The following is a 23,285-nucleotide window of genomic DNA, read 5'->3' as shown; positions in this document are numbered from 1 at the left end:
ATCCACGTCCCGCGGTGATTCCTTCGCCGTGTGCCCGATGGCCGTCTTCGTGCGGCATTCCGGCAGGCAGGCCCTCGACGTGACCCGCGTTCCCTCGCGTGGCCTGTTTCTGCCTCTCTTCTGCCTGGAGTGCCCACGGCCCGGCTGGTTGGCTGGTCGCAGCGGGGGACCGGGCCGCAGCGCCGCCGTCCGGATCTGTCGTGGGGGCTTCCTCCCCACGACACGACATCCGCACCGACCGGGCGAAACCCCGCTACTTGCGAGGGGGCGAGCATCTGCCGAGCCCGTGCGCGCGGGTGTCCGCAGTCCCTGCCGGCACGCATGACGAGAGGAGAACCGGATGAGTATCGTGCTGACGACCGCTTCCGTGCCCGAGGAACGCAGACTCGCCTACTGGCGCGAGGCGATCGAGCGGGCGCTGGTGCCCGTGGCCGTCGCTCTGCCCGGGGACCGCCCTTTCGAAGGCCACATCGTCTCCCACCGGGTGGGAGAGGTGCGGGCCACCCGCGTGGAGGCCGACGCGTACCGGGTCAGCCGGACGGCGGCCCACATCACGCGCTCGCCAGAGCCGTTCGTGGCCGTCGCTCTCCAGACGTCGGGCACGGCGATCCTCACCCAGAACGGTGACCAACAGGTCGTCGCGAACGCTGGTGATCTCTTCGTCTGGGACACGACTCGCCCGTACTTCCTGGACTTTCCCGGGCGTTTCTCCACGCACATCGTCCACATCCCGCGCCGCATGCTGGGACTGCCGGGCGAGGATCTCCGCTGCGTCACCGGCAGTGTGTTCCGAACGGACCAAGGATGTGCGGCGGTCCTCAAGCCGTTGCTCGCCATGATCATCTCCTCGGTGCAGGCGTTCTCTCCTCCTGCCGCGAACGGTCTGGCCCACTGTCTCGCCGACGTCTTCGCCGCCCTGGTCGCCGAAACCACCGAGGACGCGGCGTCGGGGGGCCCGAACGCGCGGCACCACATGGTGCAGCGGGTTCGTGAGCACGTCGACGAGAACCTTGCCGATCCCACCCTGTCACCGGAGTCCGTCGCGAAGGCGCACCACATTTCGGTGCGCTATCTCCACCGGCTCTTCGAGGGTGAGGACACCACGGTGGGTCGACTCATCCAGCGGCGCAGGCTGGAGGAGTGCGCGCGGGAGCTGGCCCGCAACGGCCGGACGGCGTCCTCCGTCTCGTCCATCGCCCAGCGCTGGGGTTTCGTCAACCCCACCCACTTCAGCCGGGTTTTCCGGGATGCGTACGGTCTGCCGCCCCGCGAGTGGCGCATGATGCGTCTGGCGGCGGAAGACAGCGGCATCAGGGCCAAGCAGTCCGCTGCCGTCGCCCCGCCGCGCTTCCCCGGGGCGCCCGCACAGGCGGCCGTCGGAGGCGACCGTCCGGGCCGGCCGGGTACGTACGCGAGCGGCTTTCTGTCACGCGTGCCGCTCGAGTCGGGCCGGAACGAGGCGACACGGCGCACGGGCGACTCCGGACGCGAGCGCGAGTCCTCGGGGTGCGGAGCGGGATGACGCGGTCGCGGTGGCCGCCGAAGCGACTCCTGTGACGATTGCGCCGACCACGCCCCCACGCTCCCCACGGCCGGACACGGCTGAGAAGGCGTGGGGGCCAATCGTGCGGGGCGGGGCCCACCCCGAGGCGCACGACCCCTAATCGCTCTCCGGGGAGTCCAGAAGAGCGAGCTGTGCGTGCGCCTCATCGACTCGGGGGGGCGCCGCGTCGGAGCCGAGTGCGAGGCATGCGAGGAAGGTTTCCCGCGCTTCGGTCACGCGTCCGGCGGAAACGAGGACGCGTCCCAGATGGACGAGATGGACGCTCATGAGCCAGTAGTTGCCGGATTCCCGGCAGATGCGCACCGCGCTCCGCAGGTTCGTGAGGGCCTCTTCCTCCCGCCCCAGCAGCGCGAGACTTCTGCCGGTACCGGAGAGGATGTTGAGGCGTGATGATCTCGCGACATGGGGTTCGATCAGGTCGTCGGCCTCTTCGAGGAACGCATGGGTGTGCTGGAACGAGGTGAAAGCGGCTTCGGCGTCCCCAGCGGCCAACAGGTTGATGGATCGGGCGTGGTGAGCCTGGAGACTGCCATGGATGTCACCGGCGGACGCGAAGAGACCGGCAGCGTGGTCGCAGTGACGTGCGGCTTCGCGGTGCTGCTTCACAGTGGCGTGTCCCCACGCGAGGTAGTAGTGCGACCACCCCTGCTGGGATACGTCACAGGCTTCCTCTGCGGTCGCCAACGCCTGGCCGGAAAGGGCGAGGCTCTCGGCGGGGCGGCCCTCGCAGACGAGTGCGGCCCAGGCGCAGTAGTTGAGCTGAGTCGCTTCAGCGGCCTTGTCGCCCAGAGCCTTGGCGCTGCGTGCGCCCAGGTCGAACACCTCGGGCCAGTGACCCCAGAAGATCCACTGGTCGGAGAACCAGTGGAGGGACTCGGCCACCTCCACCACCAGCGCATGATCGCCCTGGTCCGCCGCAGCGCGCAGCGCGGTCAGCCAGTTCACCCCTTGCGTCTGCAGCCAGGTATGGGCCATGTCCGCCGAAGAGAGATCCACCAGCCCTTGCCAGTCCGCGGAAGGCGCACCGAAGCCCGGTTCGAACCAGCGGCCGGCGACGATGGTGGTCTCCAGCAGCCAGCGGTACAGACCGGCCCGGATGCGTTCCGGTTCCCCGACAGGTTCGTCGGCCCGGAGACGGGCGTCCGCGTACAGACGGAGCAGGTCATGCAGCGTGAAGCGGTTGCCATGGGTTCCGAGCAGCCCGGTCTCGACCAGTTCCTCCAACGTGTCCTCCACCGAGGGAAGACTCTGTCCGAGCAGTTGCGCGGCGCAGGCCGATCCCGCGTCGGGGCCGGGAACCAGGGCGAGGCGTCGGAAGAGGCGGGCGGCGTCCGGCGTGAGCTGACGGTAGGAGAGGTCGAACGCGGCCGAAACCCGCCTGTCGCCGGCGACCAAGGCGTCCAGCCGGCGTTCCGCCACGTCCAGTCGGTCGGCCAGCCTGCGGACGGTCCAGCCGGTTCGTGTCGCCAGCCAGCTTCCCGCCAGGCGAAGGGCGAGCGGGAGATACCCGCACTGTCGAGCCACGTCGTCGAGCGCCGAAGACTCGAGGGACGCGCGTCGCGTTCCGATCATGGCGGTGAGGAACGCGACGGCCTCGTGGGGGAGGAGTTCCCCCAGTACGAGCCGGTGAGCACCGTGCAGCCCCGTGAGCATGCGTCGGCTGGTCACCATGACCATGGCTCGGCCGTGCGCAGGAAGTAGTGGCCGCACCTGGATCTCGTCCCGGGCATTGTCCAGGACCAGAAGGCAGTGCTTCTTGGAGAGGAGGTCCTGGTACAACGCGGCGTGCCCCTGGGGGGCGACTGCGGAGAGATCCTTGTCCGGCACTCCGAAGCCCTTGCAGACGCTCAGCACGAGCTCGGCCGTCGATGCCGGCGCCTCACTCATACCGCGTAGGTCCAGGACCATCCTGCCGTCCGGGAAACGCGCCTCCAGCTCCTGCGCGGCGTGCAGGGCGAGGGTGGTCTTTCCCGCACCGGGCGGACCCGACAGTGTCACCACTACCGGACGGTCCGACTCCTGGCCCGGCGTCAGGTCTTTCTGCCCCGTCCGGTCCGTCTGCCCCGAGACCAGAGCCATCAGCGAGGCCAGCTCGTGCTGTCGGCCGACGAAGTCGTTGATACCGCGGGGAAGGGGGCGAACGGCGACAGAACTGTGCGCGCCCACAGCGCCTCGCCGCGCCGCTGCGAGGAGACGGCCGCTCCGGGCCTCGTCCAGTCGAAGGCCTTCGGCGAGGGCGGCGACCGTCCGTCGTTGCGGCGCCGCACGCCGTCCCCGTTCCAGATCGCCAATCCCCCGGAGGCTCACCCCCGAGGCTTCGGACAGGCCCTTCATGGTCATATGGGCGTCCAGTCGCAGCTGCCGCAACAACGTCCCGAACTCCTGGACCTGCCCGTTCACCGTCGACCCTTCACTCCGTGGCTGTCATGCCCGCGCTACTGCGCCCTGCCCTTGAGTGACACATTCTTGCCTGTTCGGACACGATCCCCGGCAGGGGGTCGCGCTGGTGCGTCGCCCGCGGGTAGGCCGCCACCGCGGCTCGGACGCCGACGGGCCGGATCAGCCGGTCGTTCCCGGGTGCGCACCGATGGACACGTTCGTCCCCCAAGGAGCGCGCCGCTCCCCGCGTACTCCCGCGTACTCCCGCGTACTCCCGCGTACTCCCGCGTACTCCCGCGTACTCCCGCGTACTCCCGGACGAGTCACGACGGTCCCGCCGTCGTGACGCTCGGGGACAACGCACGCGGCACGCAGAGGAAAGTCGTGTTCCGGTGCGACGGATACGTTCTGTCCCGGCGCTCGCGGCTTTCACCTCGGACGGCCCCGTTGCCGCATCAGGCCCGGGGAGTCGAGGGGCTGAGCGCGCGCACCCGTCGGTACGCCCGCCACAAGGACCGGGTGGCCACCGTCTTCGAGGTGAACGACATCGTCGCGGCGGCCGAACTGGTCCGCAACGACCTGGGCCTCTGCATCATGCCCAGGTCGGTCGCCGACCGGTTCCCCGACCTCCGTCAGTACCGCATCCGTCGGCACGCGCCCACCTGGAAGGTCATGGTGGTACGCCCGCCCGGGGACCCGTCGCCCGCCGTCGCCGCTCTGCTCCGTCATCTTGCCTGACGGCGGCGCCTCTTCGGTCGCCTCGTATCCAGGGCGGACAACGTGTTCGTGTGAACTGCGGAACCCCGCGGTGAACTTGCTCCGCTTCGACGGACACCATGGGCGCGGCCGTGGGCGTCGACGTGATGGCGGTGGCCCCATGCCGTCGCATCGGCTTGCCCCGGAGCGCGGGCAAGCCGCAGCAGTGGTTGACGACCGACCAGGAGCAGAGCATCGTCGACGAACTGCCCGCCCCTGGACCATGACGTTCGTTTGACGCCCAGGGCAACCGCACGCCGGCCGACGAACCAAAAATGCGCTCCGACCGTGCTTTTCTGTGATTCGTACAGGCTGACATCATTCCGATGACGCACCACAAGGACTGCGTCGCGATCCTGGAGCCGGTCGCGAACCCTGCCTGACCTGCGGGTTTGAATGGTGTGCGGGGCGGGCGTAACGAGCGTTGTCTTGACGCTGCAATGACGCCCGCGACGCTCCCGGGCTCAGGTACCACCGCCCTCATGAGGAGTAGTGATGCAGGACCGGGTGGGGAACGACAGAACGAGCCTCAGAGCCGAAATGCTTTCGTTCCTGCTCGAACCGTTGGGAGTGGACGCCCTGTTCGGGGCGGCCGCTCTCCAGCGCTTCGCCGAGGACGTGGGCGCGGTCGCCCAGGCGTGCGGGCTCGCCGGCCTGCCGCCGTCCGGGAGCACTCTCCCGTGGGTGTGCGACGCGGTGGCCGCCTGCGTCGAGCAGCACGAACTGGTCCGTCTGACAACGGCGGGAGGCCGGACGCCGGTGCGGGACGGGGGAGGGGTCCTCCGGGAACTGAAGCAGCTCGAAGGGGTGCGGACTCACCTCGGTGCGCTGGAAGATGTGCCGGTGGAAGCGCTTCGGGCGGACGCCGCGACGGTGGCGGCCGCGGAACGACTGTTGACCGAAGTCCTTGAGCCGTGCCGTCGTGCGGACCAGGAATGGCCCAAGGAGATCCTGCGCTCCATCCGTGAGATCGACATGGAACCCCTGCTGGCCGACCTGGCTCGTCGATCAGGCGGCCGGAAGGCGGCGGAGGCGCGTGAGCTCGTGCTCGGACGCAGTGTCACGGCGGCCCGGGAGCTACGGAACCGGGAGCTGGTGCCACTGCTGGAGAAGGTGCGGGACCTCGTTGCCGCGGAGGAGTCGTACGAGGCGTTCCTGTCCGAGCGGCCGCAGTGGTGGCGTTGGCTCGCCCCGGACACGCGGTCCGGGCTCAGACCGGATCGACGCGACGCACTGCTCTGGGCGATAGAGGCCCGTGACACCGGTGTCGTGTCCGGAAGCACGGTGGACATGCTCGCGGACCACGGCGTGCGGGCGGTGATCGAGCAGGGGCTCACGGCGGTGCCCGCGAACAGAGTCGTGTTCACGGCCCCGCCCGCCACGAGCTCGGCTGCAAGGATCACGGCAGGGTTGCGGGCGGTCGCCTCCCGGACCGGCATCAAGGAGCTGCGGGCGTTCGAGTCCTGGTACACGAGAAACGTCGCGTCGTTCGATCGCGTGGCGGCGGCCATGGACCTGAGGCGAACCGAACCGCACCTCGGTGAGGCTCTTGAGGCCCTGGTCGGCGAGCTCGCGTCCGGGGCGGTGGACACGAGCCGATCAGCGTACCGGGACATCCAGACCGGTCTCCGGGAGGCGGCCGAGGCCCATCTCTCGCGTACGTCGTACTCCTCGCACGCGATCGAGAGCGAGGACCTCGTCGACGTCATCAGCCGCATCGGGGAGCTCGAACGTGAAGTGCGCGAGGCCGTACGGGTCATGCCCCCGGCGAAAGGCAGGCTGCGCGTGGCCATCGCCGGACGAACCAAGTCGGGGAAGACCACGCTCCGCAAAGCGCTGACCCGCGACGCGGACCGGACCGGGATCGGGCGAGGGGCGCACCGCACCACGCGGGAGTCCTCCGCGTTCCACGTCGGCTCCGTGACGTATCTCGACACGCCGGGCTTCGCCGCGAAGGACGACGACCTCGACGCCACGCGCGCTCGGGCCGCGTGCGACAGCGCCGACGCGGTGATATGGAACTACGCCGACACGCTGCGCGAAGAGGAGGCGGCCGAATTGCAGCGGCTCCTCCGCGCGGGTAAACCCCTGCTCGCTGTCGTCAATGTGAAGGGGCGGGTCGACGAACCGCACCGTCTCCAGCGGTTCGCCGAGAATCCGGAAAGAGAGTTCGCGTCGACGGCCGGTCACACCGTCCGGATCGAGCAGGTCTCCAGAGCGGTCGACGCCGCGCCACCCGTTGTCCTCCCGGTCCACTCCGGTGCCGCGCACGAAGCGTTGTCCACCAGGGACCGGGCACTGGGCGACAAGGCCCTCCGGGCGAGCAGGCTGCCCGAGCTGGAGCGGTCCCTCACCCGGCTCCTGGCCGAGCGCGCGATTCCGCTTCGCGCGGTCCGGCTGGCAGAGGAGGTACGGGCGCCGGTCGCCGCGTTCCACGACCGGCTGGTCGGGGAACTCCCCGGGATCGATCTCGCGCTCGGCGCACTCGAACGCTCTGCGTCGCGTGACCGGGCCGCGGTGGTCAAGGCTTTCCGGACAGCGGACCAGGGCACGCGCGACCGGCTCGAAGCCCAGCGTCACCGCGCCAAGGAACGGTTGTCCGATGTGGTGCGGGACTTGGGCGGCGTGGATCACGCGCAGCGGTGGAGCGACTTCGTCACCGGTCTGGAACTGGAGGGACTCCTCTTCGGCCTCGCGGACGAGTTCGAGCGGGAGGCGCGGAAACGGGGGATGCTTCTGCGCATACGCGCGGGCGCTCACGAACATCAGGACGACGCGCAGCCGCGTGTACGACCGCGTCCGAACCTGAAGGAGAAGGCCGTGAGCCTGGGCACAGCGGCAGCCAAGGGAATGGCGACAACCCTTGTGAGGTCCGTCGCCGCCAAGGGGATCCCCAAGAAGCTCGCGGTCCCTCCTCCCGCGGCGACAGCGGTGTACGCGGTGGAGATCCTGGCCGGAGCCTTGAAATCGGTGAACAGCGAACTCGATCGCGCGCGGCGGGCCAATGACAGGTGGACCAGCGCGACCACGATCCAGGCCGAGGCATCCCTCGACGAGCTGTTCGACGGGCTCGCGGCGTGGTCGGCCCGGATCACCGATCACGCGACGGCTCACGTCGACGCCCGGTTCCGAGCGCGGTCCGCGGACATCAGCGGCACGCGGGAGCGGTTCGAGCGGCTCTGCCGGCTGCGGCCGGTCGTGCGGTCCGCTCTCGACGCGAGCGACCTCGTCCTGGCGCGCCGTCTCCTGACTCTCGCGGGCGGGGACCCGGCAGCGATCCGTCTGGCACGCCGAATGCCGGGAGTCGAGCTTCGTGTCTGGACCGACGCGCCCCGCGTCGCCGACGTACGGGCTCGTCTGCAGCAACAGTTCGTGGACGTCCTCCCCGAACGGATAGGGATCCGCACGGATTCCGGAAGCCTCGGCACCCGCGAAGGAAACACAGATGACTGACGGTAATTCCATGGACGCGCCCGGGAACGACGGGGATCCGCATGCCCCCGTACTCGCTCTGATCGCACGGGCCGAGGAAGTTCTGGACGCCCACCCTCGAACGCGCGGCCTGACCGCGAGCCTGCCTCGTGCGGACATGAGCCCGCTGCGCATCGCGCTCATGGGTCCGTACAGCGCGGGGAAGTCCATGCTCGTCGCGGCGTTGCTCCGGCTCCCTGCGACCGCTGTCGGCGAACTCGTCGACGCGGCGCCCAAGACGCACGAGCCGACGCCGTACGCGTGGAACGGGGTGCAGCTCGTCGACCTGCCCGGGACTCTGTCGGGTATCGACGCGCACTCCGACGCGGCACGACGTGGCGTGCGCGGTGCGGACGCGCTGATGATCGTGACGACGAGCGAACTGCCGGGTGAAGCGGAGACCGAGGCGATTCTCCGGACGCTCGACGCCGACGGGTTCGCCGACCGGTGTGTGGTCGTCGTCAACAAGATGAACGCCGAGAACAGTGATCGCGACGTCGTCCTGGACGAGATGCGCGGGCGCCTCGGATCCTTCGCCGACCGTGTGCCGATCGTCCTGGCCGACGCACGCGACTACGTCGACGCGGTCAATGATCCCGCTCTCCCGGCCGCTCAGCGTGAGTCGCTTTGGGCGGAGAGCGGTATTGATCCCCTCAAGGGCGAGTTGCGGAGGATCATCGCGCCCGGTGTCAGCGGTGTCCGGCCCAGGGCGCAAGCCTTCGAACTCATCCGAGTACTGGAGGACGCCGAGCGGCAGTGGGTGCTGAACGGCGAGGAACTTCGTGCCGTGGAGACCGCGAAGAAGGGCGAGGAGTCGATCGCGCGGGCCAGGGAGCGTGCACTGAGCGGCCTGGAGAGGGAGAGCGAAGCCGTCGCCTCCAGGATCACAACGGCCGGTGACCGGGCCGCTTCCGGTGTCTCGGAGAAGGACGGTGCCGTCCCCGGCCACGTCGCTCGTGCCCTGCAGGACGAACTGGAGTGTGCGATCGCCGAGTTCGACGCGAGATTCGACACGTTGGTGAGGGCGGAGTTCGACGCCCTGGTCGCCGAGTACGGAACCGGTGTTCCCGAGCCCGAATCCTGGGTGAACGACCTCGAAGCACCCGACCCGACGGTGGACGCGTCCTCGGTCGACGCGTCCCCGGACGACACGTCACCGCTGACGCATGGGGTCAAGGAAGCGGCGAAGAGAGCCGCGAAGGAGAGCGCGGCGAAGGCCCATCAGCTGCTCGGGAAGATCGCGGACGGTGGCACCGGGCCGGGAAGCGCGGCCTCCGCCGTCGTGGAGAAGCTCAGCAGGAACAGGGTGGGCCAGAAGGTCCTCGACGTCGGCGGGAAGGTCTCCAACGGGGCGGGGAAGTTCAAACCGTGGGGGAGGACCAAGGCAGTCGGCAAGGTGGCCGGCGCGGCCGGCAAGGCGCAGTGGGCGCTGGCGGTCATAGGGCCGCTGATGGACCTGTCCGGCGTTGCGCGTGACCAGAGCGAGTGGATGGGGGTCAACAAGCGGCGGAAGCAGATGAGGAAGCACTTCGACGAGGAAGCACGCGAACAGCGGACCTTTCTCACCGCCGCCGGCGAGCGGTATCTGAGCGAGTGGATCGACGAGGTGGAACGGTCGCTCGACGGCCTCACGGAGCCGGGCTCAAGAGTCGAAACGGAGCGCGAAGCGGCCCTGACAGCGATCAGGAACCTCCGGGGCGAGGCCGAGAAGCTCGTCGGACCGACCCGCTGACCCGACGGTCCGACGTCCAGCGGTGAACACGGCCCCTCACCGCCACCTCCCGAAAGGTGGCGGGCCGCTCTCCGCCCCGTACAAGCACGTGGCCGGCAGCGAGGCCGGTTCGCTGCGCGATCGTCCCTCACCGTGCTCGCCCGCCCCGCCGCACCGGGAGAACACCGAGTTCGGGGAGGTCGGCCGTCCGACCGATCGGTTGACCGTGAAGCCATCGGCACCGCTGCGGGACCGGGTGCGCCACCGGTTCGACCGGCCGCCCGGAAGTGGTCCGCTGTTGCGCGCAGTTGACCACCACCAGCCCCCTCTCCAGCAGTCCGGCGCGATGAGCGATGAGGTTCTGGGGCCTCGTCCCGGATGCGGGGCCGCTGGAAAGGCGTGCCGGGGGATCAGGTCGATTCACGCACCACGAGTTCGTTCGGCATGATCACCGGTGTTGCGGGGCCGCCGTCGATCAGACCGAGGAGCAGGTGGACGGCGGCGGTCGCCTGGTCGGCCATCGGGCTGCGTACCGAGGTCAGAGCGGGGCTGGTGTAGGCCGCGGCTTCTATGTCGTCGAAGCCGATGACCGCCACGTCGTCGGGGACGCGCCGGCCCGCCCGGTGAAGGGTGCGCAGGGCTCCGATCGCCATCAGGTCGTTGGCCGCGAACACCGCGTCGAGGTCGGGGTCGTCCTCCAGGAGTTGCCGCATGGCTTCGGCGCCGGAGGTTCTCGTGAAGTCGCCCAGTGCCACGATGGAGCGCCTGCCGGTGTCGCGCAGGGTCCGACGGTAGCCGTCGAGGCGTTCGCGCGCCTCGTACAGTTCGAGCGGCCCGGTGATGGTGGCGATCCGGCGCCGTCCGCGCTCCAGGAGGTGACGCACGGCCAGTGCCGCTCCGCCGGTGTTGTCCAGCGCCACGTACGGCACGTCCTGGGCGGAGGTGCGGTTGAAGGACACGACGGGCAGGCCCTGTCGCGCCAGTGCGGCCGGCAGTGGATCCGTACCGTGCAGGGCGACCAGGAGCACACCGTCCACGTGTCCGCCGGCGATGTAGCGCACCACCCTGGTCCGGCTCCGGTCGGACTCCGCGAGCATGAGCACGAGCCGTTTGCCCGCCTTCTCGAGCTCTCTGCTGACGGCCCGTACCACGGCGGAGAAGAGGGGGTCGTCGGAGACGACTCCCTGAGGCGGGTCGGAGACCACGACGGCGAGGGTGTCCGTGCGGCGGGTGACGAGGTTGCGTGCCGTGCCGTTGGGCACGTAGCCCAGTTCGTGGACGGCACGCATGACGACGTCCCGGATCTGCGGGGCGACCGTCGTCTCGCCGTTGATGACACGGGAGACGCTCGATTTGGAGACGCCCGCCCGGGCGGCGACCACTTCGAGAGTGGGGCGTCTCATGCGGGTCCGTCCCCTGTGCCGCCGCACGGGGCCCTGTGCGGGGCGGGTTCTCTCATCGGGGCGACCTCCGGCTCTGCGTCGTGGCGATGGGAGCAGCGTATCCGCAGGCCGGAGTGGCACGGGCGGGGTCCGGGCGCGTCCCGCTCGGCGCCGCCGCCCTGTCGGACGCCGTGGCGCAGGGCTCCTGAGAGACCGTTCCCCCGGCTTCTCCCAGGTTGTGGCGGTGCGGTTTTTTCGAGGTGGGAGATGTATTGACAGTCCTCGCACGCCCCTCCATCCTCCCTTCCAGGGAGCGTTCCCCGGCTCCCGCGCCCTTCCCCCCTCCCCCCACTCGAGGAGTCGCCCGTGCACACGCTGCTGCGTCGATTCGCCTTACTTCTGGCTCTCGTGGCCTCGACTCTCGCTCTCACCGCGCTTCCCGCCCCTTCCGCCCAGGCTGCGGAGGTCCTGCTCTCGCAGGCGAAGCCCACGACCGCTTCAAGCACCGAAAACCCCTTCGGCGCGCAGAGCGCCGTCGACGGCGACCCCGGGACGCGCTGGTCCAGCGGCTTCGCGGACCCGCAGTGGATCCAGATCGACCTCGGAGCCAGTGCCGGGATCAGCCGGGTCGTCCTCAACTGGGAGGCCGCCTACGGCAAGGCGTTCAGGATCGAGGCGTCGAGCGACGCGGTGAACTGGACCGTCCTCCACCAGACGGCCACGGGCACGGGCGGCGTCCAGAACCTGGCCGTCTCCGGTACCGGCCGGTACGTGCGCATGTACGGGACGCAGCGCGCCACGCAGTACGGCTTCTCCCTGTGGGAGTTCCAGGTCTACGGCACCGCCGGCACCGGCAACCCCGGTGGCGACGCCGGGCGGCTCCTCTCCTACGGCAGGCCGGGCGCCGCTTCTTCCTCCCAGGGCGACTCGAACTGCTGGGAGTGCACGCCGGCCAGGGCTTTCGACCGGGACCCGGCCTCCCGCTGGGCCACGAGCCCCACCACGGGATGGACCGATCCCGGCTGGATCTCCGTCGACCTCGGCGCCACGGCACAGATCGACAAAGTGGTCCTCCAGTGGGACCCCGCCTACGCCAAGTCCTTCCAGATACAGGTGTCGTCGAACGGAGCCGACTGGACTCCGATCTATTCGACGACGTCCGGCACCGGCTTCAAGCAGACGCTCGCCGTCTCGGGCACCGGCCGTTGGGTGCGCATGTACGGAACGCAGCGCGCCACCCCGTACGGCTACTCGCTGTGGGAGTTCCAGGTGTACGGCACGGGTGGCGATCCGATACAGGCTCCGCCGCTGCCGAGCGACCCCGCGAACCCGCCGCGGCTCGTGTGGAGCGACGAATTCGACGGCGCGGCCGGCGGCAGGCCCGACTCGTCGAAGTGGAGGGCCGATCCGGGCGTCGGACCCAACAACGAGCTGGAGTACTACACCGATCAGCGCAACGCCGCACTGGACGGGGGCGGGCACCTGGTGATGGAAGCGCGCAAGGAGACCACCGCCGGGGCGTCGTGCCCGACCGACCCGTTGAGCGGCAGCACCACCTGCCAGTACACCTCGGCGCGGATGAACACCGGTGCGACCTTCCAGTTCACCTACGGACGCGTCGAAGCGCGCATCAAGGTTCCCAAGGGCAACGGTCTGTGGCCCGCCTTCTGGATGATGGGCGCCGACTTCCTGACGGGCCGCCCGTGGCCGTACAACGGCGAGGTCGACATCATGGAGATCCTCGGCAAGGACGTGAAGACCGCGTACTCGACCGTCCACGCGCCCGCGTACAACGGCGGAGGCGGCATCGGCTCGCCGTACACACTGCCCGGGAACGCCGACTTCTCCGACGACTACCACACCTGGGCCGCCGACTGGAACAGCAGAGGCATCACCTACAGCCTCGACGGCCGGACCGTCTTCACCCTCGACAAGGACCAGGTGGAGCAGACACGCGGGCCGTGGATCTTCGACCACGCGCACTACCTGATCCTCAACCTGGCGGTCGGAGGCGACTGGCCGGGCCCGACGGACGCCGGAACCCCGTTCCCCTCCAAGATGCTCGTCGACTACGTGCGGGTCTACCAGTAGCCCTGGCGCTGCTGCCCTCCCGTGTCCGTGATGCTCCCGGGCCGCTCCACCCGTCGCGTGTCGCACGGGGCGGCGGCCCGGGCCACCCCGGTCACGCCGGGGCACGGGCCGCTGACCGGCTCCGTCTCCCCGCGTCACCGTGCTCCGTCCGGAAGCAGGTCTTCACCCCTCGGTCTTCACCCCCCAGCCCGTGAGGAAGTGACATGCGCAGATCTCCCGTTCCTCTGTACACACTGTTGGTGAGCGCTCTGGTGGTCGTGCTGACCGCCGCGTTGAGTCTGACCGTCTCGGCCCCCCAGGCGCAGGCCGCGACGGTCACGGTCCAGGCCGAGTCCTACGCGGCCCAGTCGGGCGTCGCCCTGGAGGCGACCGCGGACACCGGCGGCGGGCAGAACGCCGCGTTCCTCGCCGACGGCGACTGGATGCGCTTCGACAACGTCGACCTCGGCGGGGCCGGCCGGCTGACGGTCTCGGCCCGGGCCGCTTCCGCCGTCGGCTCGGGCACGGTGGAGCTCCGCACCGCCGCACTGACCGGACCACTGCTCGCCGTCATACCGGTCTCCCCGACCGGCGGTTGGCAGAACTGGTCCACCCTGACCACCGAAGTCACCACCCATCCCACCGGCGCGCAGACGGTGTTCGCCGTGCTGCGCGGCACGCCACCCGGCGACTTCGTCAACATCAACTGGTTCTCCTTCGCCGGTGCGGGAGACGGCGCGGCGGCCGGCTGGGTCCCCGTCGACCAGGCCAAGTGGAACGCGCAGCTGGCGCAGTTCCGCGCGATGACACCGGCCGCCGTGCCCGCGACCACGGTCCGGGTACCGGAGTTCAACGCCACCTGCACCTACAGCCACTCCAAGCCGGACGACCCCATCGTCCTGCCGGGACTGCCCGGCGCGTCCCACATGCACAGCTTCTTCGGCAACAAGAGCACCGACGCGTTCTCCACCCCCGAGTCGCTGCAGGCCAGCACACCGACCAGTTGCACCCCTGCCGTCGACCTCTCGGCCTACTGGATCCCCACCCTCTACGAGGGCGACAGGGCCGTCGAACCGGAAGGCATGATCGTCTACTACGGTTCCCGCCTCACCGATCCCACGGCGACCGTCCCCTTCCCGCAGGGATTCCGCATGATCGCGGGCAGCGCCAAGACGCAGACACCCACCCCGGCGGGATCACCCGGCCAGTTCTGGTGCGCCGGCCAGGGCGGTGAGACCGGACGGAGTGCCGACGGCAACTGGCCCGTGTGCGCCCCGACCGCCCACCTCACCCACCAACTGGTCTTCCCCGACTGCTGGGACGGCAAGAACCTCGACAGCCCCGACCACAAGTCGCACGTGGCGTTCACGTACGACGGCAAGTGCAGCGGCGCCTACCCCGTCGCCATCCCCAACCTCTCCTTCGTCACCAGCTACCCGACCAGCGGCGGCGCCGGCGGCTTCCGGCTGGCTTCCGGCATGGCATCGTCCATCCACGGCGACTTCTTCAACGCCTGGGACAACGCCGCTCTCGGCCACCGGGTGAAGGACTGCATCAACCAGAAGGCCAAGTGCAACTCCGCCGGCACGTTCTGACCCTGGGGTCGGCTTGCGTCGTGGCTCTGGCGCTTCCGGCTGTCGGCTGCACCGCGCAGCCGACAGCCGGAGCGTCGGCACCGGCCTTCAACGCCACCGACAGCGCGTGGATCCTCCTGATGATCCCCATGGCCGAGCGCGCGCGGCTCCTGACCGACCTGGCGCCCTCCCGCACGACGGACCCGGCCCTGGCCGCCCTGGCGGCGGACACCGGCGCGACACTCCGCGCGGACCTGCGCCGCTTGCGCGCGGTGCTGCGGCTCTCGGGCGTCCCCGACACCCATCCGCACGAGGGGCACGACATGCCGGGCATGGTCAGCCTCGACACCCTGCGGAAGGCGGCCGACGCGAACGGCCCGGCGTTCGACCGGATCCTCACCGACGCGCTGCGCGCCCACTTCTCGCAGTCCGGGATGCTCTGTACCGGTGAGCGAGCCCGAGGCCGGGCGGACCCGGCGAAGGACCTGGCCGCGGCCCTCACGAAGAGCACGGCCGCAGCGTCCGCCCGGCTGGACGAGCTGCGCGGGGCACAGCCAGGGGTGTGACCGCACAGGTCGACGGGGCCGTGTCCGTCCCCTGACGGCCGGGAGGAGGTGCCGTGGGGAAGCGGGCGAGCGCGTCGGCACCTGTACGAGCCCGCAGGGCCTGGCGCGGCAGCGCCGCGCCCACGCCGACGAGCCGCTGGTCGCCGTTCCCGGGCCTGTCCGGAGGACCTGCACGGTCGGGGGCAGCGCCGCCACGGCGGACCCGGCGGCGACCAGGGCGGCTTTGGCGGTGATCAGCCGCTTGCGGCCGGACAGGTCGCCGAGCGCGCCCGGAGGTGCGCCGCGCCTCACCCGCCGGCGGTCAGATCCGCCTCCAGCGCGCGGGCCGCACCGGAGAGGGTGGCGATCAGGGGCCGCAGGTCGTGCGGGTCGTAGCGCACGCTCGGCATCGAAACCGACAAGCCTGCCACCGCTGCCCCGTCCCGGTCGTGCACCGGTACGCCGACGGCGACGAGCCCGCGTTCGGACCGTTCCTGGTTGACGGCGAAGCCGTTGCGACCGATGAGGTCGAGCTCGGACCGGAGCCGCGTCAGGTCCGGCCGGTCGGCGGGGCGGTCCTGGTAGCGCGAGGCGGAGTAGACATCCGCCAGCTCGTCGTCGTCGAGCGCGGCGAGCAGGAGCAGCCCTGCGGTCGTGCGGTGGGCCGGGAACACCATGCCCTCCCGTGATCCGACCCGCAGCGCCTGCCCGCTCTCCGCGCTGGCGATGAACCGGGCGGTGTCCCCGGTGCGGACGGTGAGGTTCACGGTCTCGTCCAGGAGATCCACGAGCCGGTGCAGGTGGGGGAGGGCCGCGGCCCGTAGGCGGGACACCTGGGACTGCGAGTGCGCCGCGAGTTCGAGGACGGGTCCGGCCCGGTAGACGCGGTTCTCGTCCTGTACGGCGAAGTCCCGATAGACGAGCATCGCCAGCAGCCGGTGGGCCGTCGACCGGGCGACCCCCAGCCGCTCCGCGACCCGGGAGACGGTCGTACCGCCCTCCATCTGCAGCATGGTCGCCACCCGAAGGGCGTGGTCGACACTCACGATGGGGTACGGCGGGGGCGTCTTGAGTGGCTTGTCCACGTTGTCTCCGGGTGCGGTCCTCGGGTGCGGTACGCCTGCGGACTGATGATTCTGCTCTCCAGAATCTACATGTTCTCTCTGCGGACCACGGCGCACGCTGAGGCCGTGACCCAGTCCTCCCCCGCCCCAGAAGGCGCACCGGGCGACGTCCACGACGGCATCCGAGATGCCGCCCGAGACGCCGCGCAAGGCATCGCTCCCGACATCGGTCCGGGCTCGCCGGTCCGACTCCACGCCGTCGCGGCCGAAGGGCAGCCCGATGTCACCCCGGCGCTCGAAGAGCTGTACCGGGGCTTCGAGCAGGAACTGCTCGTCCCGCTGTGGACCGAGATCGGCGATCTGATGCCGGCCCACCCGCGTTCCCGCGCCGTACCGCACCTGTGGCGGTGGCAGCGGTTGCGCGAACTGGCGGCACGGGCCGGTGACATCGTGCCGGTCGGGCGGGGAGGTGAGCGGCGCGCGATCGCGCTGGCCAACCCCTCCCTCGGCGGGAGGCCGTTCGCGACTCCGACGCTGTGGGCGGCCATCCAGTACCTGATGCCCGGCGAGGACGCACCCGAGCACCGCCACACCCAGCACGCCTTCCGGTTCGTCGTCGAGGGCTCGGGCGTGTGGACGGTCGTCGGCGGCGACCCGGTCCCGATGAACCGCGGCGACTTCCTCCCGCAGGCCGGCTGGAACTGGCACGCCCACCACAATGCGACCTCCGCGCCGATGGCCTGGATCGACGGCCTGGACATACCCTTCCAGTACGCCACCGAGGCCCAGTTCTTCGAGTTCGGCCGCGACGCGATCGGTGACGCCGAGCGGGCCACGCCCGAGCGGTCGCGCTCCGAGCGGCTGTGGGGCCACCCCGGCCTGCGCCCGCTTTCGGCGGCTCCGGCCGCGCCGGGCAGCCCGCTGCTGTCGTACAAGTGGGAGTACACCGACGCCGCGCTCGCCGACCAACTGCTGCTGGACAGAGAGGGCTTCGGGGGCGCCGTCGAGCCCGGCCACGCCGCGGTGCGCTACTCGGACCCGCGCGACGGCTCCGACGTACTGCCGACGATCCGTGCGGAGTTCCACCGGATCGCCCGGGGGACCGAGACCGCACCCGTGCGCGAGACCGGTTCGTCGGTCTACCAGGTCTTCGACGGCTCCGGCGTCGTGACCGTCGGCGGCACCTCCTGGACGGTGACACGCGGCGACCTGTTCGTCGTCCCCTCCTGGGAGCCCTTCTCGGCCCGGTCCGAGGCCGGTACGACCGACTCCGACTCCGGCGGCCTCGACCTGTTCCGCTTCTCCGACGCGCCCGTCTTCGAGGCGCTCCAGCTCCACCGCACCCAGAAGGACACCTGACCATGAAGCTCGCCACCCTCCGTACCGCCGACGGCACCCGGGCGGTCCGCCTCGACGGTGACGTCCTCGTCGACCTCGGCCGCGCCGACCTGGGCGAGCTGTTCGCCGAGGCCGGCTGGCAGGACAGGGCCGCCGCCGCGACCGGCGCCACCTACCCGGTCGAGAACGCCGACTTCGCGCCGGTCGTGCCGAACCCCTCCAAGGTCATCTGCGTCGGCCACAACTACACCAACCACATCAAGGAGATGGGGCGGGAGCTGCCGAGCCACCCGACCTTGTTCCCGAAGTACGCCGAGACCCTGTTGGGCGCCGGTGACGACATCGTCAAGCCCGCCGAGACCGAGGCGTTCGACTGGGAGGTCGAATTGGCCGTCGTGATCGGCACGCGGGTCCGCCGCGCCGACGAACAGCAGGCCGCCGAGGCCATCGCGGGCTTCACCGTCATGAACGACATCTCGCTGCGGGACTGGCAGTTCCGCACCGTCGAGTGGACCCAGGGCAAGATCTGGGAGGCCACCACCCCGGTCGGCCCCTACGTCGTGACCCCCGACGAGGTCGGCGGTGTCCGCCCCGCATTGGAGGTCAGGACGGTCGTCGACGGTCAGGTCATGCAGCAGGACGACACCGGCACGCTGCTGTTCGACCCCGTCCACCTGGTGCGGTACATCTCGACCGTCATCACCCTGAACCCGGGTGACATCATCGCGACCGGCACCCCGGCCGGGGTCGGCAACGCCCGCGATCCCCAGGTTTTCCTCCTCCCCGGCCAGACCGTGGTCACCGAGATCGACGGACTGGGCGCCTGCGTCAACAAGGTGGTCGCGGCATGACGGCCAAGTCCGGAACGCTCGCCGAGATCCGCACCTGGGCCCGGACGGGCACGCGACTGGTGCTCGACGCCGTCGCCGGCCTGGACGAGGCCGGCTTCACCGCTGACAGTGCGCTGCCCGGCTGGACCCGCAAGCACCTCGCCGCGCACGTCGCCGCGAACGCCGACGCGCTGTGCAACCTGGTGCGCTGGGCGGCCACCGGCGTCGAGACACCCATGTACGCCTCCCCGAAGGAGCGCGGCGCCGGGATCGCCAAGGGCCCCGCCCTCTCCGCCGACGAGCTGCGCTCCTGGCTCGCGGCCTCCGCCCGCACGCTCGACGAGGGGCTCGACGCCCTCACCGAGGAGCAGTGGCACCACGAGGTCGTCACCGTGCAGGGCCGTACCGTCCCCGCCACCGAGCTGCCCTGGATGCGGTCGAGGGAGACCTGCGTGCACGCCGTCGACTTCGGCACGGGCGTCTCGTTCGCCGACCTCCCGGAGGGCTTCCTCACCGTCCTGGCCGGGGAGATCCGCGCCAAGCGCGGACTGACCGGGCTTCCCGACGGCCCCTTGCCCGAGGTCGCCGCCTGGCTGGCAGGCCGTCCCCACTCGCTCGCCGACGCCCCCGGGCTCGGCCCGTGGCTCTGAGGAGCACCTCGTGTCCAACCCGGATGTGATCATCGTCGGCGGTGGCATCGGCGGCCTCGGCGCCGCGTTCTCCCTGACCCGCCAGGGCCTCGTCGTCCGTGTGCTGGAAAGGGCCGCCGCATTCGGCGAGGTCGGCGCCGGCATACAGCTCGCCCCCAACTGCACCCGCATCCTCGACGACTACGGCCTTCTGGACGAGGCCAAGAGCCTCGGTGTCGTCCCGGACACCATGGTCATGCGGGACGCCGTCGACGGCGGCGAGCTGACCCGGCTCGACCTGCGCGACCTGGAGAAGCGTTACGGCTACCCGTACCTGGTCATCCACCGCAGCGACCTGCACGGCCTCCTGCTGCGCGCCTGCAGGCGCGGCGGCGTCGAGCTGGTCACCGGCGCGGAAGCAACCTCGTACGAGAACACCGGGGCGGGCGCCCGGGTGACCCTGGCGTCCGGCGCCGTCCACGAGGCCGGCGTCGTGATCGCCGCCGACGGCCTGCACTCCGTCGCTCGCGGGCTGCTCGTCGACGACGAGCCCGTCTCCTCCGCCTACGTCGCCTACCGGGGTACCGTCCCCGCCGATCTGCCCCGGGCGCGGTCCGTCGACCTCGGCGAGGTCGTGGTGCACGTGGGACCACGCTGCCACTTCGTCCACTACGGCCTGCGCGGCGGCGAACTGCTGAACCAGGTCGCGGTCTTCGAGTCGCCCAAGGCACTCGCCGGCCTGGAGGACTGGGGCACGCCCGACGAACTCGACGCCGCCTTCGCGGGGACCAGCGACTTCGTCCGCGACGGCCTCGGATTCATGTGGCGCGACAAGTGGTGGCGGATGTTCGACCGTGACCCCGTCATGAAGTGGGTCCACGGCCGGATCGCTCTGCTCGGCGACTCCGCGCACCCGCCGCTCCAGTACATCGCGCAGGGCGCGATCATGGCCGTCGAGGACGGCTGGGTGCTGGGCGAACACGTCGCCCGCAACCGGACCGAGGACGACACGGTCGACTGGACCGCCGCGCTCGCCGCCTACGAGGCCGTACGCCCGGAGCACTGCCGCCGCGTGCTGACCACGTCCCGCGCCTGGGGGGAGTTGTGGCACCTCGACGGGGCCGCCCGCGAGCAACGCAACGCGATCCTGCGCGCCCGTGACACCCACGACTACTCCTTCACCGACTGGCTGTACGGTCCCACCGCACTGACCCCGGACGAGGAGCCCCCCATGTTCGCGCCGATACCGCTCTCCTCGGCGGCCGTCGAGGACACCGGAGCCACGACGGCCGCCCGGGGCGGGGCGCTCACCGCGGCGGGGAGCGGTGCGAAGTGAGCGACGCCTACCTGTACGCGGCGACCCGCACCCCCTTCGGCCGGTTCGGCGGAGCGCTGGCCGGCGTACGCCCGGACGACCTCGCCGCCGCCGCGCTCACGGGCCTGCTCGACCAGGTCCCGGACCTCGACCGTGCCGCGATCGGTGACGCGGTGTGGGGCAATGCCAACGGCGCCGGCGAGGACAACCGCAACGTCGGCCGCATGGCCGTGCTGCTCGCCGGGTTGCCGGTGAGCGTGCCCGCCACCACCGTGAACCGGTTGTGCGGCTCCGGTCTCGACGCCGCGATCATCGCCTCGCGCACCCTGGAATCGGGTGACGCGGACATCGTCGTCGCGGGCGGCGTGGAGTCCATGACCCGCGCGCCCTGGGTGCTGCCCAAGCCGGACCGCGCCTTCCCCGCCCGGGATGTCACCGCCGTCTCCTCGACCCTGGGCTGGCGGCTGGTCAACCCCGCGATGCCCGAGGAGTGGACGGTGTTGCTGGGTGAGTGCAACGAACTCCTCCAGGAGAAGTACGCGATCTCCCGGGAACGGCAGGACGCCTTCGCGGCACGCTCCCACCGGCTCGCGGCCCGCGCCTGGGACGAGGGTTTCTACGACGATCTGACCGTGCCCGTCGCAGGCCTCACCCGCGACGAGAGTGTCCGCCCCGACACCACACCGGAGAGGCTGGCGGCGCTGAGGCCGTCGTTCCGCCCGGACGGCACGATCACGGCCGGCAACGCCTCCCCGCTGAGCGACGGCGCCTGCGCCCTGCTGCTGGGCACCGCCGCGGCGGCCGACCGTATCGGCCCGGACCCCGTGGCCAGGATCGCCGGACGCGGTGTGCACGCCGTCGACCCGCGGATGTTCGGCCACGCCCCCGTGGTGGCCGCCGAACGGGCGCTTCGCCGGGCCGGAATCGGCTGGGGCGACGTCGGAGCCGTCGAGCTGAACGAGGCGTTCGCCGTGCAGGCGCTGTCCTGCGTGGACGCCTGGGGCGTCGACCCCGAGATCGTCAACACCCGGGGCGGCGCCCTCGCGCTCGGGCATCCGCTGGGCGCCTCGGGAGGCCGGCTCCTCGGCACCCTGGCCAAGGTGCTGCGGGAGCGGCGCGAACGTTGGGGCGTCGCGGCCGTGTGCATCGGGGTGGGCCAGGCACTCGCCGTCGTCCTGGAGAACGTCGGTGACGAGGTGGGTACCGCATGAGCCGGACGATCACCGCCCGGACGACCGACGAGGCGGTGGCGGGCGTCGAGGACGGCTCGACGGTCCTGGTGGGCGGCTTCGGTCTGGCGGGCATGCCGTTCGACCTGATCGACGCGCTGATCCGGCAGGGCGCCGAGGAGCTGACCGTGGTGTCCAACAACGCCGGCAACGGTGACGTGGGCCTGGCGGCCCTGCTCAGGGCCGGCCGGGTGCGCAAGATGGTCTGCTCCTTCCCCCGGCAGAGCGACTCCTACGTCTTCGAGGAGCTGTACCGGACCGGGCGGGTGGAGCTGGAGGTGGTCCCGCAGGGCACCCTCGCCGAGCGGCTGCGGGCCGCAGGCGCGGGCATCGGCGCCTTCTACAGCCCGGTCGGCGTCGGCACCCCGCTGGCCGAGGGCCGGGAGACCCGGGAGATCGACGGACGCGCGCACGTCCTGGAACTCCCGATCAAGGGGGACCTCGCGCTGATCTCCGCCCACCGGGCGGACGCCCTGGGCAACCTCGTCTACCGCAAGACCGCCCGCAACTTCGGCCCGGTGATGGCCATGGCCGCCACCACGGTCGTGGCCCAGGTCGCCGGCATCGTGCCGGTCGGAGGGATCGATCCGGAGGCCGTGGTGACGCCCGGGATCTTCGTCGACCGGATCGTACGGGCCGAGGCCCGCCGGCTCACCGTGCAAGGAGCCCGCTGATGACCACCACCGTCGTGGAGCGGACGGACCGCGGCCCGCTCACCACCGACGAGCTCGCGGCCCGGATCGCCCGTGACATCTCCGCCGGCTCCTACGTCAACCTGGGCATCGGACAGCCGACCCGCATCGCCGAGCACTTGCCGCTGGATGCCGGGATCGTGCTGCACACCGAGAACGGCATGCTCGGCATGGGCCCGGCGGCGACGGGCGACGCGGTGGACCCCGACCTCACCAACGCCGGCAAGGTGCCGGTCACCGAACTGCCCGGGGCGGCCTACTTCCACCACGCCGACTCCTTCGCCATGATGCGCGGCGGGCACCTCGACGTCTGTGTGCTCGGGGCGTTCCAGGTCTCGCACCACGGCGACCTGGCGAACTGGCACACCGGCGACCCGGACGCCATTCCCGCCGTGGGAGGCGCGATGGACCTGGCCGTCGGGGCACGGAGGGTGCTGGTGATGATGAAGCTGTTCGCCCGCGACGGCACCCCCAAACTGGTGCCCGCGTGCACGTACCCGCTGACCGCCGCGTCCTGCGTGGACCTCGTCTACACCGATCACGGCGTCTTCGAGCCGACTTGCGACGGGGTCCGCGTGCGCGAGACGTACGGCATCTCGGTGGCCGAGCTGCGCGAGCGGCTGTCCGTCGAGCTCCTCGTCCCGCACCGGGAGGCGGGCGGGGGGCGGGTGGGCGCACGGGCGGTGACGCCCGCGCATCCGCCCGCCCGACGGGGAGGGGCATGCACGGCCTAGGA

The 23,285-nt window shown here is 70.9% G+C and carries 17 protein-coding genes; 14 read left to right on the top strand and 3 right to left on the bottom strand.

Annotated elements, in window-relative coordinates:
* Positions 1-340 precede the first annotated feature (340 nt).
* The gene (locus ACFZAX_RS01840; RefSeq protein WP_390958065.1) at positions 341-1,522 is read left to right on the top strand and encodes a helix-turn-helix domain-containing protein; all 1,182 of its coding nucleotides are present in this window, start codon (positions 341-343) and stop codon (positions 1,520-1,522) included.
* A 138-nt stretch (positions 1,523-1,660) separates the two neighbouring features.
* Here the strand turns inward: ACFZAX_RS01840 and ACFZAX_RS01835 are convergent, their stop codons facing one another.
* The gene (locus tag ACFZAX_RS01835; protein ID WP_390958063.1) at positions 1,661-3,964 is read right to left on the bottom strand and encodes an NB-ARC domain-containing protein; all 2,304 of its coding nucleotides are present in this window, start codon (positions 3,962-3,964) and stop codon (positions 1,661-1,663) included.
* 426 nt (positions 3,965-4,390) lie between these two features.
* On the opposite strand from ACFZAX_RS01835, the gene ACFZAX_RS01830 reads away from it, so the two are divergent.
* The 3 genes from ACFZAX_RS01830 to ACFZAX_RS01820 all read left to right on the top strand — a co-directional run bounded on the left by ACFZAX_RS01830 (position 4,391) and on the right by ACFZAX_RS01820 (position 9,902).
* Entirely contained in the window at positions 4,391-4,681 is a 291-nt protein-coding gene (locus ACFZAX_RS01830) for a LysR substrate-binding domain-containing protein (protein WP_390958061.1), read from the top strand.
* A gap of 558 nt (positions 4,682-5,239) precedes the next feature.
* On the top strand, positions 5,240-8,152 hold the full coding sequence (locus ACFZAX_RS01825; RefSeq protein WP_390958059.1) for a GTPase: 2,913 nt from the start codon (positions 5,240-5,242) through the stop codon (positions 8,150-8,152).
* Positions 8,145-9,902 (top strand): GTPase, encoded by a 1,758-nt coding sequence (locus ACFZAX_RS01820; RefSeq protein WP_390958057.1) that lies wholly within the window; start codon positions 8,145-8,147, stop codon positions 9,900-9,902. The genes ACFZAX_RS01825 and ACFZAX_RS01820 overlap by 8 nt, the downstream gene beginning before the upstream one ends.
* 389 nt (positions 9,903-10,291) lie before the next feature.
* Here ACFZAX_RS01820 and ACFZAX_RS01815 read toward each other — a convergent pair whose 3' ends face one another.
* Positions 10,292-11,284 (bottom strand): substrate-binding domain-containing protein, encoded by a 993-nt coding sequence (locus tag ACFZAX_RS01815; protein ID WP_390958055.1) that lies wholly within the window; start codon positions 11,282-11,284, stop codon positions 10,292-10,294.
* A 345-nt stretch (positions 11,285-11,629) separates the two neighbouring features.
* Between ACFZAX_RS01815 and ACFZAX_RS01810 the strand changes: the two genes are divergently transcribed.
* The 3 genes from ACFZAX_RS01810 (at position 11,630) to ACFZAX_RS01800 (ending at position 15,473) form a co-directional block, all read left to right on the top strand.
* Positions 11,630-13,354 carry a discoidin domain-containing protein gene (locus ACFZAX_RS01810; RefSeq protein ID WP_390958053.1) on the top strand — a complete coding sequence of 575 codons (1,725 nt, stop codon included), beginning with the start codon at positions 11,630-11,632 and terminating at the stop codon, positions 13,352-13,354.
* Between the two features lie 239 nt (positions 13,355-13,593).
* Positions 13,594-14,928 (top strand): DUF1996 domain-containing protein, encoded by a 1,335-nt coding sequence (locus tag ACFZAX_RS01805; protein ID WP_390958051.1) that lies wholly within the window; start codon positions 13,594-13,596, stop codon positions 14,926-14,928.
* A gap of 20 nt (positions 14,929-14,948) precedes the next feature.
* Positions 14,949-15,473 carry a DUF305 domain-containing protein gene (locus ACFZAX_RS01800; protein ID WP_390958049.1) on the top strand — a complete coding sequence of 175 codons (525 nt, stop codon included), beginning with the start codon at positions 14,949-14,951 and terminating at the stop codon, positions 15,471-15,473.
* A 287-nt stretch (positions 15,474-15,760) separates the two neighbouring features.
* Here the strand turns inward: ACFZAX_RS01800 and ACFZAX_RS01795 are convergent, their stop codons facing one another.
* The gene (locus tag ACFZAX_RS01795; RefSeq protein ID WP_390958047.1) at positions 15,761-16,537 is read right to left on the bottom strand and encodes an IclR family transcriptional regulator C-terminal domain-containing protein; all 777 of its coding nucleotides are present in this window, start codon (positions 16,535-16,537) and stop codon (positions 15,761-15,763) included.
* A gap of 192 nt (positions 16,538-16,729) precedes the next feature.
* On the opposite strand from ACFZAX_RS01795, the gene ACFZAX_RS01790 reads away from it, so the two are divergent.
* Genes ACFZAX_RS01790 through ACFZAX_RS01760 form a run of 7 tightly spaced genes read left to right on the top strand, consistent with a single transcriptional unit; the run spans position 16,730 to position 23,283 of the window.
* Entirely contained in the window at positions 16,730-17,875 is a 1,146-nt protein-coding gene (locus tag ACFZAX_RS01790) for a cupin domain-containing protein (RefSeq protein WP_390958398.1), read from the top strand.
* Between the two features lie 2 nt (positions 17,876-17,877).
* Complete coding sequence (locus tag ACFZAX_RS01785) at positions 17,878-18,705, top strand: fumarylacetoacetate hydrolase family protein (protein WP_390958045.1); 828 nt, start codon at positions 17,878-17,880, stop codon at positions 18,703-18,705.
* Complete coding sequence (locus tag ACFZAX_RS01780) at positions 18,702-19,334, top strand: maleylpyruvate isomerase family mycothiol-dependent enzyme (protein WP_390958044.1); 633 nt, start codon at positions 18,702-18,704, stop codon at positions 19,332-19,334. The genes ACFZAX_RS01785 and ACFZAX_RS01780 overlap by 4 nt, the downstream gene beginning before the upstream one ends.
* 25 nt (positions 19,335-19,359) lie before the next feature.
* The gene (locus ACFZAX_RS01775) at positions 19,360-20,649 is read left to right on the top strand and encodes an FAD-dependent monooxygenase (protein ID WP_390958396.1); all 1,290 of its coding nucleotides are present in this window, start codon (positions 19,360-19,362) and stop codon (positions 20,647-20,649) included.
* Entirely contained in the window at positions 20,646-21,839 is a 1,194-nt protein-coding gene (locus ACFZAX_RS01770; protein WP_390958042.1) for an acetyl-CoA C-acyltransferase, read from the top strand. The genes ACFZAX_RS01775 and ACFZAX_RS01770 overlap by 4 nt, the downstream gene beginning before the upstream one ends.
* Positions 21,836-22,531: a 3-oxoacid CoA-transferase subunit A gene (locus ACFZAX_RS01765; RefSeq protein ID WP_390958040.1), complete on the top strand. Its 696-nt coding sequence runs from the start codon at positions 21,836-21,838 to the stop codon at positions 22,529-22,531. Before ACFZAX_RS01770 ends, ACFZAX_RS01765 begins: the two co-directional genes overlap by 4 nt.
* Positions 22,531-23,283, top strand: a complete 753-nt coding sequence (locus ACFZAX_RS01760) for a 3-oxoacid CoA-transferase subunit B (protein WP_390958038.1) — start codon at positions 22,531-22,533, stop codon at positions 23,281-23,283. Before ACFZAX_RS01765 ends, ACFZAX_RS01760 begins: the two co-directional genes overlap by 1 nt.
* Positions 23,284-23,285 lie beyond the last annotated feature (2 nt).

Source organism: Streptomyces sp. NPDC008125, assembly GCF_042957125.1.
Taxonomy (GTDB): Bacteria; Actinomycetota; Actinomycetes; order Streptomycetales; family Streptomycetaceae; genus Streptomyces.
The sequence above is the reverse complement of the archived record's forward strand: the minus strand, read 5'-3'. Positions and strand labels throughout refer to the sequence as shown.

What these genes read in the sequence shown, in the direction of transcription:
- ACFZAX_RS01840 (WP_390958065.1), top strand. Translation starts at nt 341, where the DNA reads ATGAGTATCGTGCTGACGACCGCTTCCGTGCCCGAGGAACGCAGACTC.
- ACFZAX_RS01825 (WP_390958059.1), top strand. Translation starts at nt 5,240, where the DNA reads ATGCTTTCGTTCCTGCTCGAACCGTTGGGAGTGGACGCCCTGTTCGGG.
- ACFZAX_RS01820 (WP_390958057.1), top strand. Translation starts at nt 8,145, where the DNA reads ATGACTGACGGTAATTCCATGGACGCGCCCGGGAACGACGGGGATCCG.
- ACFZAX_RS01815 (WP_390958055.1), bottom strand. Translation starts at nt 11,284, where the DNA reads ATGAGACGCCCCACTCTCGAAGTGGTCGCCGCCCGGGCGGGCGTCTCC.
- ACFZAX_RS01785 (WP_390958045.1), top strand. Translation starts at nt 17,878, where the DNA reads ATGAAGCTCGCCACCCTCCGTACCGCCGACGGCACCCGGGCGGTCCGC.
- ACFZAX_RS01780 (WP_390958044.1), top strand. Translation starts at nt 18,702, where the DNA reads ATGACGGCCAAGTCCGGAACGCTCGCCGAGATCCGCACCTGGGCCCGG.
- ACFZAX_RS01765 (WP_390958040.1), top strand. Translation starts at nt 21,836, where the DNA reads ATGAGCCGGACGATCACCGCCCGGACGACCGACGAGGCGGTGGCGGGC.
- ACFZAX_RS01760 (WP_390958038.1), top strand. Translation starts at nt 22,531, where the DNA reads ATGACCACCACCGTCGTGGAGCGGACGGACCGCGGCCCGCTCACCACC.